The 12,498-nt window shown below is 71.5% G+C and carries 8 protein-coding genes; 3 read left to right on the top strand and 5 right to left on the bottom strand.

All coding sequences use genetic code 11. The annotated features are described in order from the left end of the window. Nucleotides 1-44 precede the first annotated feature (44 nt). Nucleotides 45-1,559, bottom strand: a complete 1,515-nt coding sequence (eccD, locus tag ACH4UM_RS39260) for a type VII secretion integral membrane protein EccD (RefSeq protein WP_398190694.1) — start codon at nt 1,557-1,559, stop codon at nt 45-47. Between the two features lie 340 nt (nt 1,560-1,899). Here eccD and eccCa point away from each other — a divergent pair, with 340 nt between their 5' ends. Then, complete coding sequence (eccCa, locus tag ACH4UM_RS39265) at nt 1,900-5,868, top strand: type VII secretion protein EccCa (RefSeq protein WP_398190697.1); 3,969 nt, start codon at nt 1,900-1,902, stop codon at nt 5,866-5,868. A gap of 227 nt (nt 5,869-6,095) precedes the next feature. Here the strand turns inward: eccCa and ACH4UM_RS39270 are convergent, their stop codons facing one another. From ACH4UM_RS39270 to eccB, 4 genes are all read right to left on the bottom strand, one after another. Continuing rightward, complete coding sequence (locus ACH4UM_RS39270; RefSeq protein ID WP_398190700.1) at nt 6,096-6,398, bottom strand: WXG100 family type VII secretion target; 303 nt, start codon at nt 6,396-6,398, stop codon at nt 6,096-6,098. 78 nt (nt 6,399-6,476) lie between these two features. Beyond that, complete coding sequence (locus tag ACH4UM_RS39275) at nt 6,477-6,815, bottom strand: WXG100 family type VII secretion target (RefSeq protein ID WP_398190702.1); 339 nt, start codon at nt 6,813-6,815, stop codon at nt 6,477-6,479. Between the two features lie 546 nt (nt 6,816-7,361). Next, complete coding sequence (mycP, locus tag ACH4UM_RS39280) at nt 7,362-8,615, bottom strand: type VII secretion-associated serine protease mycosin (protein WP_398190705.1); 1,254 nt, start codon at nt 8,613-8,615, stop codon at nt 7,362-7,364. A 15-nt stretch (nt 8,616-8,630) separates the two neighbouring features. Beyond that, complete coding sequence (eccB, locus tag ACH4UM_RS39285; protein ID WP_398190708.1) at nt 8,631-10,154, bottom strand: type VII secretion protein EccB; 1,524 nt, start codon at nt 10,152-10,154, stop codon at nt 8,631-8,633. 198 nt (nt 10,155-10,352) lie between these two features. Between eccB and eccE the strand changes: the two genes are divergently transcribed. Together eccE and ACH4UM_RS39295 are read left to right on the top strand one after the other, a co-directional pair. Continuing rightward, nucleotides 10,353-11,687: a type VII secretion protein EccE gene (eccE, locus tag ACH4UM_RS39290; RefSeq protein ID WP_398190711.1), complete on the top strand. Its 1,335-nt coding sequence runs from the start codon at nt 10,353-10,355 to the stop codon at nt 11,685-11,687. A gap of 5 nt (nt 11,688-11,692) precedes the next feature. Next, nucleotides 11,693-12,460 (top strand): hypothetical protein, encoded by a 768-nt coding sequence (locus ACH4UM_RS39295; RefSeq protein WP_398190713.1) that lies wholly within the window; start codon nt 11,693-11,695, stop codon nt 12,458-12,460. Nucleotides 12,461-12,498 lie beyond the last annotated feature (38 nt).

Below are 12,498 nucleotides of genomic sequence, written 5' to 3' on the forward strand. Positions count from 1 at the left end.
TGCCCGATGGCACAGGTGTGCGGGTTGGCTGCCGGCCGGAGCGCTCAGCTGGTCAGCGACCGGACGGTCGTGTACACGTCGAAGACGGCCAGGGCCAGCGGCACCAGGGTCAGCAGGACGAAGCCCTCGGCGATCTCCATGAAGCGGCCCCAGAAGGGGCTGAGTCCGCTGCGCGGCACGATGAGGCCGATCGCGGTGACGAGTGCGGCCGTCGCGGCGATCGCCGCGACCAGCCAGATGGTCCGGATGTCGAGGTCGCCGCGGTTTCCGTGCAGGGCCCCGTAGACGAACGAACGGGGCGGGTTGAGCGCCAGCCCGAGACCGAGCAGGACGAGCGAGGCCAGACCCGCCGCGAGCACGGGGCCGACCTGGGCGGTGTAGCGGAAGAGCTGGGCGCGCATCAGCAGCGCCAGGCCGGTCGCCAGTGCGAGCAGCTGGGCCCAGACGCCGTCGGAGAAACCGAGGACCGCCGAGGCCCCGACCGCGGTGAGCGCGCAGCCGCCGACCAGGCCGACCAGCAGTTCGTGGCCGCGGCGGGCCTGGGCCGAGATCCGCTCGGCGTCGACCGGCTCCGGGGCCGCGGACTCGGCGCCGTACACGGAGCGCGCGGTGGTGCTGGGCGGGTCGAAGCCGATCGGCAGGCGGGCGAAGCGCATCGACAGGCCCGGCAGGAAGGCCAGTGCCCCGACGGCGACCGGGGCACAGAGCGCGGCGATCTCGGACGGCGTCCAGTGCACGAGGATCGCGGTGAACACCGCGATCAGGCTGACGGCGGACGCGAAGACGAACGCGACGAAGGGCCCGTCCCCGCCCGGCGAGCACACCGTGAGAACGACCGAGGCCAGCAGCACCGCGACACAGGCGAGGAGGAACTGCAGCTTGCCGATGCCCTGACCGCCGGAGAGCGCGAGGAGTCCTGAACCGGCCACCCCGACATTGGGCAGGGCGCCGAGGCCGAGGGCTATCGCCGAGCTCCGGTCGTCGTAGACCCTGGCCCGCACACAGGCCAGGACCACCAGCAGCAGGCCGGTCACGGCCGCGAGGATGCCCGGCAGGCCGTGCATGTCGTGCCGCGGGTCGGCGGTCCAGGCGACGAAGGCGATCAGGGCCGGCAGGACGCCTCCGCCGACGAGTCCCGCGGCCCGCGTCAGGTCGCCGCTCCACAGGGTGTGCTCGCGCGTCACCGCGGAGGCGACCGCATCGGACACGTCGTCGAAGACGGCCGGGGGCAGGGACTCGGAGAAGGGCCGCAGGGTGAGCAGTTCGCCGTCGAGGATGCGCTGCGCGGCGAACGAGCGCGAGCTGTCGAGTACGGTGCCGTCCCGGCGCACCAAGTGGTAGCCGACCGGAGCCCCCTCGGCGGGCCCCTGCTGGGACAGCCTGAGGATCTCCGGGTAGATGTCGGCGACCGGGATGTCGTCGGGCAGTGCCACGTCGATCCGGCTGTCGGGCGCGACGATGGTGACCCGGCAGAAGCCGAGCCCCGTGCCGGCCCCGGAGGGCACCCCGGTACCGGAGCCGCCCGCCCCGGTGGCCGCCGCGGAGGCCGTGATGCTCACCTGCTGCTCCCCCTCAGTAATTGTTCTGCGACTGCGATGTGAAGGTCCTGCGCCTTTCCCCGGGCCCATGTCGCCGGCTGAGCGGCGAGGGAGCGGAAAGAGCGCCGACCGGCCGGCATCAGGGCGCCGTACCGATCCGCATCGCGCGGAATGCCCCGATTATTCGGCCTGTTCGGCATGTGCTCACGCGAACATCCGGCACCCTACCGCCCCTTGGTCGTCGGTGAGGTCAGTAGGATCACGCGGCGGCCTGCGTCCCCCCTGCACGGGGCGGCGTCGTCCGCCGGACACGGGGCGGCGGACGGAAACTCTCGTGGCCCGGCAAGGGAATTGGTGAGCAGTGAGTCACATCGTCGTCAAGCGTCCGCCGCGGGCGCTGCCGTCCGAAGTGCCCACGGACGAAGTCGTTCTGCAACCCCCGCCGGAGTTGCCGCGGGGGCACCAGGAGAGCGTGCTGATGCAGCTGCTGCCCACGCTCGGCATGGGTGGCTCGGTGGTGTTCTTCTTCACCAACGGCCAGCCGTTCATGAAGATCATGGGCATGGTGATGATCGCCTCGACGGTGGCGATGTCCATCGCGATGGTGGTCCGCTTCCGTCGCGGCTCCCAGGGGCAGTTGGCGGATCTGCGCCGTGACTACCTGAGCTATCTGTCGCAGACGCGGCATGCCGCGCTGGACACCGCCCGGGCGCAGCGCGACGCGCAGTACTACCTCCACCCCTCGCCCGACCAGCTGTGGGCCCTGGTCGCGGAGGGCAGCCGGGTGTGGGAACGACGGCCGGGCGACGAGGACTTCGCCCAGGTCCGCATCGGCCTGGGGCCGCAGACGCTCGCGACGCCCCTGAGCGCCCCGGAGACGGGCCCGGTGGACCAGCTGGAGCCGCTGACCGCCGGCGCCATGCAGCGCTTCCTGGCCGTCCACGGCACCCTGGACGGTCTGCCGATGGCGATCTCGCTGCGGGCCTTCTACCACGTCACGGTCAGCGGTGAGCCCGGCTCCGCGCGCTCCTCCGCGCGGGCGCTGGCCGGCTCGCTGGCCGCGCTGCACTCGCCCGAGGACCTCGTCATCGTGGTGGCCGCGGGCCGTCAGGCCCTGCCGCACTGGGAGTGGGCCAAGTGGCTGCCGCACGCGCAGGCGCCCGGTGCCGTCGACGGTGCGGGCAGCCGCCGGCTGATCGACAGCGACAGCCGTGAACTCGAGAACCTGCTCTCCGCCCGCCTGACCGGCCGGCCGCGCTTCCACCCGAACGCGGCTCCGCTCGCGGACGAGCCGCACATCGTCGTCTTCCTGGACAGCCTCTCCCTGCCGCCGGACTCGGTGCTGGCCGGTGCCGAAGGACTGCAGGGCGTGACGGTCATCGAGGTGGTTCCGGGCGAGCCGACGGGTGCGGGGGGAGACCTCTCCATCGTCGTACGGCCCGATGCGCTGCACCTGGAGTCGGGGCACGGTGCCGTCTACGAGGGGAGTCCGGACGCGCTGTCGCTGGAGTCCGCCGAGGCCCTCGCCCGGCAACTGGCACCGCTGCGGGTGGCCTCCGGCGGCGACGACGACGAACCGCTGCTCGCCAACCTGGAGTTCACGGACCTGCTCGGCCTCGGGGACGCGGCCTCGGTGGACACCAAGCGGACCTGGCGGCCACGTGCGCTGGCCGAGCGGCTGAGGGTGCCGATCGGCGTCGGCGAGGACGGCCGCCCGGTGATGCTCGACCTGAAGGAGGCCGCGCAGGAGGGCATGGGTCCGCACGGTCTGTGTGTGGGCGCCACCGGCTCCGGCAAGTCGGAGCTGCTGCGCACGCTGGTCCTGGGCCTGGCGGTCACCCACTCCTCCGAGACCCTGAACTTCGTACTCGCGGACTTCAAGGGCGGTGCCACGTTCGCCGGCATGGCGCAGATGCCGCACGTCGCGGCGGTGATCACCAACCTCGCGGACGATCTGACGCTCGTCGACCGCATGGGCGACTCCATCCGCGGCGAGCTCAACCGCCGTCAGGAGATGCTGCGTGACGCGGGCAACTACGCCAACATCCACGACTACGAGAAGGCGCGCGCGGCGGGCGCTCCGCTGCAGCCGATCCCGTCGCTCGTGCTGGTGATCGACGAGTTCAGCGAACTGCTCACGGCCAAGCCGGACTTCATCGAGATGTTCGTCCAGATCGGCCGCATCGGCCGTTCGCTGGGCGTGCACCTGCTGCTGGCCTCGCAGCGGCTGGAGGAGGGCCGGCTGCGCGGTCTGGAGACCTATCTGTCGTACCGGATCGGTCTGCGCACCTTCTCCGCGGCGGAGTCCCGCGCGGCGCTGGGCGTCCCGGACGCCTACGAGCTGCCCAATGTGCCGGGCTCCGGGTTCCTGAAGTACGGCACCGACGAGATGGTGCGGTTCAAGGCGGCCTACGTCTCCGGGGTGTACCGCTCGGGCACGCAGCGTCCGGCGGTGGCGGGCGGAGCGCTGCCGGTGGACCGGCGGCCGGTGCTGTTCACGGCGGCCGAGGTCCCGGTGCAGTACGCGCCGGTGCCGAAGCAGCGCACCGAGACCGGCTCCCAGGTCGACGACGCGCTCGCGGACACCGTGCTCGACGTGATCGTGCGCCGGCTGGAGGCGCAGGGCCCGGCGGCCCACCAGGTGTGGCTTCCTCCGCTGGACAGCCCGCCGTCGCTGGACGGGCTGCTGCCGGGGCTGACAGCGGTGCAGGGCCGCGGCCTGACCCAGCCGGGCTACGAGGGTGCGGGACGGCTGGTGGTTCCTGTCGGCCTGGTCGACAAGCCGTACGAGCAGCGCCGGGACCCGCTCTGGGTGGACTTCTCCGGTGCGGCCGGGCACATGCAGATCGTGGGCGGTCCGCAGTCCGGCAAGTCGACACTGCTGCGCTCGCTGATCGCCTCCTTCGCGCTCACCCACACGCCGTACGAGGTCCAGTTCTACGGCCTCGACTTCGGTGGCGGCGGCATGGCGGCGGTGGCCGGTCTGCCGCACGTGGGCGGGGTCGCCTCCCGGCTGGACCCGGAGAAGGTGCGGCGGACGGTCTCCGAGGTGTACGGCGTGATGACGCGCCGCGAGGAGTACTTCCGCTCCTCGGGCATCGCGTCGATCGCGGACTTCCGGACGCGCCGGGCCCGGGGCGAGATCTCAGTCACCGACCAGCCGTGGGGCGACGTCTTCCTGGTCATCGACGGCTGGGGCAACTTCCGCGCGGACTACGAGGCCCTGGAGTCGATCGTCCTGGACATGGCGGCGCGCGGTCTGGGCTACGGCATCCACGTCATCCTCACCGCCTCGCGGTCGATGGAGGTCCGGGCCAACATCAAGGACCACCTGATGAACCGCCTGGAGCTGCGCCTCGGTGACACGATGGACTCCGAGATCGACCGGAAGGTGGCGGCGAACGTCCCCGCCGGTGTGCCCGGCCGCGGCGTCTCGCCGCAGAAGCTGCACTTCATGGCGGCCGTACCGCGCATCGACGGTCTGACCTCCGACACGGACCTGGCGGACGCCACGCAGGCGCTGGCGGCGGAGGTCTCGCGGCACTGGCAGGCGCCGGGAGCGCCCGAGGTCCGGCTTCTGCCGCGCGAGCTGCCGGCGGCCCAGCTGCCTTCGGGCGACCGCTTCCCGCGGCGCGGCATCGCTTTCGCCATCGACGAGAACAACCTGGAGCCGGTCTTCGTCGACTTCGAACAGGACCCGTTCTTCCTCGTCTTCGGCGAGAGCGAGTCGGGCAAGTCGAATCTGCTGCGGCTGCTGATCAAGCAGCTGAGCGAGCGCTACTCGGGCGACGAGTGCAAGCTGTTCGTCGTCGACAACCGGCGGTCCCTGCTGGACGTCACTCCCGCCTCGCACCTGGCGGAGTACATCCCGATGTCCAACTCCATGGACCACCACATGGCCGCCCTCGCCGACCTGATGCAGCGCCGCACACCGACCGCCGACGTGACGGCCCAGCAGCTGCGGGAACGGAGCTGGTGGCAGGGTCCGACGGTGTACGTGGTCGTGGACGACTACGACCTGGTGTCGACGTCCAGCGGCAACCCGCTGAGCGGGCTGACGGAGCTGCTCCCCTTCGCACGGGACGTCGGTGTGCGGTTCATCGTCGCGCGGTCGACGGCAGGAGCGGGGCGGACCTCCTACGAGCCGTTCATGCAGCGGATGCAGGAGCTGGGTGCGCAGGGTGTCGTGCTGGCGGGCGACCCCGCCGAGGGCGACATCCTGGGGGGCGTCCGGCCTCGGCCGATGCCGGTGGGGCGGGGTGTCTTCGTCTCACGGCGACGCGGGAAGCCGTTGGTGCAGACGGCACTCGTGCCGCAGGAGTCGTACTGATCGTCCCGTGCCGGTCGCGGAGCCTTCCGCACGGGAGGACGGCCGAAGGGCCCCGCTCATGAGCGGGGCCCTTCGGCATGGGGGCGGAGCGAACCGGGCCGGAACCCGGTGGCCGAGGCCGCCCGGGTCGGTTCCTCCCGAGTCGTTGCCCGGCACGGGGCCGGCTGCCGGGGTGGGTACCTCCCGCGCGCACCCATCCCTGTCTCACTCCTCGGCAGGCGCCTGGGTCACTGGAAGTAGCCGGCGGCCTTCTTGTCCCCGGCCCGGTAGTCACCACCGGCCAGGTGGACGCGCTGACCGATGTCGACCAGCGCCTGGTGGATGGTCCGGGCGTGCCGGTCCCATTCCGCCGACTTCGAGTGGAAGGCGTTGTAGGCCTCGCCGCCCCAGCCCTCGGCCGCCTGGAGCACGGCCTGCTTCAAGGCCTCGAGGTTCTCCTCGAGCGCCTTCGCCTGGTTGCCGAGCTCCGTGGTGAGCGCGTCCAGGGTGCCGTACTTGACGGCAAGGTCGTTGTAGTGGACGCCGGACATGATTCCCTCGTCTCCCTAGTGGTTTCGGGCGGACCGCACGGTCCGCTGAACAGCGCGATCGAGCGCCGTCGGACGGTGTCAGTAGCTGCTGAGCGCCGAGGTGTTGCCGCCGAGGTCCACGTTGATCTTGGTGATCTGGGCGTGGATCTCGTCCTCGAGGGCGTTCTTGTCCGACTTGGTCATGTGGATCTTTTCGAGGAACTCGTCGAGCATGCGGCCGATCTGGGCCATCTCCGTGTTGATCTGGTGCTGCTTCTCGTTGAACGCGTTGGCACCGTGGCCCGTCCAGTTGGACTCGATCATGTCGATCGTCCCCTGGAGATGGGCGAGCTGCTTGCGGATCGACTCGTAACGGTCGATGACGTTCGTCTGGAGTTTCTGTACCCGGTCATCTGCGAACTTACGGCCGTCTGACATCTCGGCACTGTCCCTTTCCTCAGGAGTGGTTGGTCATCTTGGGATACGCGGCACCGAGTGGTGCGGCGTTGGTCTGTGTGCGGGCTGCGGCTCGTTCCTGCGCTTGGCCGGAGCCCTCCGGGCCTGCTCCTGCCGCCGAGGTCCGGCCCCCCGGGCGTCCATCCGCCGCTGTCGCGCGATCCTGGGCGCGGCTCCGCCGCCGATGGCCGTACCGCGCGCACCCCTGCCCACCGGCCGTGTCCGCAGGAAGCACGATGTCTCCCCTCCCCGTTTTCGCCGCCCGTCCCGGGCGAGCGCGTTGCACCCTTCAAGCGTTCGTGTTCGCAACACGATCACTCTAACCAGTACCTGTGACAGCCCCAACTGCCTTGTGCGACAGCTGTGTCACCATCGGCCAGGCTTTACTGGGTCTTCACCTCCGGCGGCATCCTCACCCGGAGTCCCGGCGTCCCCCGGGGGCCCGGCGGTTGCCTCCGGAATGCCCGAGCCCTCCTTCGTTGCAGTGCAGCGATTGCAACCGCCTTCGAGACCGTGGCACTTGTCCCCTCAGTCCGTCACCGACACTCCGCGTCCCCTCCTCCGCGCGTCCCGGACCGCGACCGCCGTGCCGCCGAGGCCGGCGACCAGGACGGCTGCGCCCACGGCGACGTACGTCGCGAGGCGGGCGTTGCGTTCATCGGCGGTTTCGCCGAGTTGGAGTCTGGCGGGGGTGGGAGGCTGGGCTTTGGTGAGGCCGTCCTGGGGGGCGGGGGACTCGATCGCGCGGTCGTCCTCCGTGAGCGCACGGACCGGGTCGACGACGCCCCAGCCGACCAGGATGTCACGGCCGGAGATCGTGCGCTCCGCGGTCTGTTCGATCTGGGCGACGACCTCGGAGGCGGTCCACTTCGGGTGCTTGGCCTTGACGAGGGCCGCCACGCCTGCCACGTACGGCGCCGAGAAGCTCGTACCGTTGTCGGAGCAGTGGCCGCCCTTCGGAACCGTGGAGATCATGTCGACCCCGGGGGCGGCCACGCCGACGAAGGCCCCGGACTGGGAAAAGGCCGCACGTTCGTTGTTGCGGTCGGAGGCCGCCACGGCGAGGACTCCGTCGTAGGAGGCGGGGTACGTCTTCTTGACGTTGCCGCCCAGGCCGTCGTTGCCCGCGGACGCCACCACCACGATGTTCCTGGCCAGCGCCGCGTCGACGGCCTGCCTGAGCGAGGGGGCCGGCTCGACCGCGTTCGACGTGTCCTGGGAGATGTTGATGACGTCCGCCTTGACCCGGATCGCGTACTGGATCGCCTCGGCCAGGGTCTGGGCCGTGCCGTGGCCCTCCGCGTCGTTCTGCTTGATGGGGACGATCGTGGCCCCGGGGGCCAGCCCGACGAAGCCGCTGCCCTTCATGGGGCGGGCGGCGATGATGCCGGCGACCCTGGTGCCGTGGCCCACCGTGTCCGTCGTCGCGGGGCCACCGGCCCCCTCGACCTTCTTGCCCTTGTCGTCCTTGGCCGGCAGGAAGTTCTTGCCGCTCTTCGCGTCGACCGCGCCCGTGAGTTGACGGTTCTTCACGTCCACGCCGGTGTCGATGACGGCGACGCGTACGCCCTTGCCCTTGGACTGGCCCCACAACTCGTCCAGATTGACGCGCTGGAGGGCCCAGGGACGGCCCGGATAGGCCTTGTTGGGGAATGTGCACTGGTCCGAGAAGGAGTCGTCCGCAACCGCGAACGGCGTGAGAAGGGTGGCGGTGGCCACCAGGGTCGTGGCCGTCACCGCCCCCGTGCGGCGCACGAGGCGGGACCGGGACGCGTACGACATCGTCTCCGCCCTTCCTTACGAGCCCTGCGGCTGGCGTGCCGCCGCGGTCGACAGGCGCGGGCCCGTGGGGAGGAACTCCGACCAGGCGGCGGGGATCGGCGCCGGGTTGACGTTCGCGTAACCGAGCCGGGTCTGGGCCTCCTTCGCCTCCTGCTCCAGCTGCTTGCGTTCCTTGGCGGTCGTGCCGATGCCCGCGTCCTCCGTGGCACTGTCGGAGTTGGACTGCAGTACGTAGCGCAGCCCGGTGTCGGTGACCAGGAAGACGGGGCCCGCCTTGGTCTCCCTGCCCTGGAACTGCCGGTAGACCTGGCCGGACCCGGGCGTGACATAGGCACTGGCGGAGCCGATCGGGAGCGGCGCGGGGAAGTCGGTGCCCGCCCAGGTGGTGAGGGTGGTGTCGCCGTTGTCGGCGTTCACGCCGCTCAGGACGTTGCAGACGGTGCTGCGGCTGCCGGTCGCGTCGGAGGGGTCGTTCACGGGCACGGGGTCCTCGGCCGGCCAGTTGTGCTCGGTGCCGAACGCCTTCCCGGGCCGGAACGCGCCCGGGCTCATCTCATGGGCGTGACCGGCCTGGCCGAGCCGGGCCAGGTCCTTGCTGAACAGCAGCAGTTGGGCGACGAAGGCGGACACGGGGGCGACACGGCCGGGCAGCACCACGTAGTACTGCTCCTTGTTGTTGTCGAACGCCTTGAGCACCATGCCGACCCGGTTCACCGAGGCGTCCAGCTGCCCCGGGGCGCCGGCGGCCGCGCCCGGCACGCCGTCGATCGCCGGGAACGTGATCGGGTCGCCCCGGTGCAGGGTGGCCAGCCACTCCTTCGACACACGCTCGGGCTCACGGCCCGAACCGACGATGGTGCGCAGCAGCAGCTCGTCGTTCCCGTCCACCGCGTACGCCCTGCCGCTCGCGTCCACGACGTAGCGGTTCTTGTCGGGGTCCACCACGTAGAGCAGTTCGCCGCCGTGCAGCAGCTCCTTGCCCTGGGTCTTCCTCGCGTCGCGGTCGGCCAGGACCAGCGCGGCCTTCTGGATGGACCGGCCGCCGGCGCTGGGGCGTTCGCAGACGGCCCAGCGCTTGGGGGAGCCGGCCTCCTGGTCGGAGGGGAGGCGGTCGGGGGCGTACGGGATGCCGATGGTCACGCCGTGCGGGATCTTCCCGCTGTCGAGCACCGACTCGGCGACGGTGACGACCTCGCCCTGGCCGGGGTTGAGCAGGAGTTTGGCGGACGCCATGTTGAGGACCGGGTGCAGTTGGACCTTGCCGTCGGTCTTCAGAACGACATATCGAGTGGTCGACTTGCTGGCGATGATCACCTTTTCGTTGGGCGTGTCCCAGCCCTGCGGTGCCGTCGGTTTGAACATCCCCCAGGCTCCGAAGACGGCCATGACGACCACGCCCACGATGGCGCTCGGGAGCACCGCCCGCATGGGGCGCGGCGCTCCTTCGTCGGAACCGTCCGGCGACGACTGGACGAAGGATGCGAGCATGCGACGCTTCGCGAAGGTGTAGGCGTTGAGCTGGTCCCGCCGAGATGCCATCTGTGCCTGTCTCTCCCCCGTGTTTCGCCTTGGCGGCGCTCGGGGGTTCGACGTCCCCCGCCCTCGTTGTCAGACCGGCCCCCTACTATGCCTGGTGCCGGCAGGGGACTGCGGGGCGGGTAGGGTACCCGGGCCTTGAAAAGCCTTGTGCCGTGCCGAAATGCCAGTGAGTTGTGAGTAAATCGGGGGGATCGAGTGATGGCTTCCGGGACGCGGACCCGGTCCCGTGACCGGGCGCAGGCAGGGAGCCCGCCGGCTGCCGGGCGGGGCCCCGCGCAGCGGCCGTCCGTGCCGGGCGCCCAGCCCTCGGGGGCGAGCACCCTTCATCTGCGGTCACGACAGGGACAGTCCGGGACGTTCCGGCTGCAACGGATGGTCCTGGTCGAGATCGCAGCCGCCGCAGTGCTCGTCGGCTGGGCGACAGGGCCCGTTGCCCTCGTACCGGCAGCCGTCGTCGCCGCGGTGCTCGTACTGCTCGCCTTCGTGCGCCGCCGGGGCCGGTCGCTGCCCGAATGGGTCGCCACCGCAAGGGAGTTGCGGGCGCGGCAGCGGCGGGCCGCGAGCACGGTGGTCCCGCCGGGCACGGAGCCCGGACTTGCGCCCGCCGTCGAGTGCGAGCCGACCCTGCGCACCTGTTCCTACGGCAACCGGGACCGCCGTCCCGTGGGAATGGTCGGAGACGGGACCTTTCTCAGTGCCGTCGTGCAGGTCGAGGCCGATGTCACCGCGTTGCGGGCCGAGCGGGGGCGGCAGCCGCTGCCGGTCGGGTTGGCGCGGGACGCGCTGGAGGTGGACGGGATCCGGCTGGAGTCGGCGCAGATCGTGCTGCACACCCAGCCCGCGCCGGCGCTGCACCTGCCGCAGCACTCCGTGGCCGTGACCAACTACGCTCCGCTGCAGGAGCAGACCGGTGCCCCGGCGGTGCGCATCACCTGGATCGCGCTGAAGCTCGACCCGGAACTGTGCCAGGAGGCGGTGGCCGCCCGCGGCGGGGGGCTGACCGGGGCGCAGAAATGTCTCGCACGGGTCGCCGGTCATCTGGCGAGCCGGCTGACGGGAGCCGGATTCCGTACGACCGTCCTCAACGAGGAGGAGCTGACCGCCGCCATCGCCACGTCCGCGTGCGCCAACCCGCTGGTCACGGCGGAGGCAGGACGGACCGAGGCGCGGGAGCGGCGGACGGAGGAGTCGGGGCGCAGCTGGCGCTGCGACAACCGCCGGCACACCACCTACTGGGTTCGGCGCTGGCCCCAACTCGGCGGCCGGGGGCCGTCGTTGCCGCAACTCGTGGCGCTGCTCACCGCCGTGCCCGCGCTCGCCACGACGTTCAGCCTCACCCTCTCGCGCGGGGACCGGCAGGAGACAGCGCTGTGCGGGCATGTGCGGGTGACCGGCCGCAGTGACGACGAACTCGTGGCCGCTCGGCGCGCGTTGGAGGACGCCGCCCGGCAGGCGGGCGCGGGGCTCGCCAGGCTCGACCGGGAGCAGGTGCCCGGCATGCTCGCCACGCTGCCCCTCGGAGGTGCCCGTTGACCGCGATGACCACACAGCCGGCCGGCCCGTCGGGGGCCGCCTCGTCCTCCGTCGCCGAGCGGGTGGCAGGGCGGCTGCGCAGTGGCCTCGGGCTGATCGGCCCGCGGCACGGACGGCACGCGCTGTCCGCGGAGCAGGTGGACGCGCTCGCGCTGCCGATCGGCGACGACGGAGTCGTCATCGGCGTGGACGCCGAGGGCCAGCCGGCGGTGCTGGGGCTCAACCGGCCGACGCCGTACGACGTCGTCCTCATCGGCAGCCTGTGGACCGCGCAGGTGCTCGCGCTGCGGGCGGCGGCCACCGGGGCGCGCGTCGCCGTGGAGACGGGCCGCCCCCAGTCCTGGATGCAGATGGTGCACGCCATGGGCGGCGGACAGAACGGCCTGGCCGTCCACGAGGTGGGCCGGGTGCCCCCGCAGGGCGCGTCGGCCGGCACGCCCGTGCTGGTGGTGCGCGACTGCGGTATGCGGCCACCGCGCGGCCGCGTCGTCTCCGGTCCCTGGCAGTCGGTGGTGACCCTGCTGCCGTACCTGAGTCCGGTGGCACCCCGGCTGATACGGCAGGCACGGCTCGTCGGTGTGCAGCGCATCTCTCCGGACGAGGCGGCCGAGCTGGGCCGCACCATGGCGTTGCCGCGGGCCGACATGGAGTCCCTGCCCACGCTCGCCGACGGTGTCACCCTCTGGTGCGCCGACCGCGACCGGCAGTACGTGATGACACAGCCCACCGACGCCGAGGTCGGGTTGCTGGGAACGCCGCGCCGGATGGACTGAACGGGGCTGCCGCTGAGCGGTGTTGGGCGCTTGCGATC

The sequence above is a fragment of the Streptomyces sp. NPDC020801 genome, from assembly GCF_044334385.1.
GTDB lineage: Bacteria > Actinomycetota > Actinomycetes > Streptomycetales > Streptomycetaceae > Streptomyces.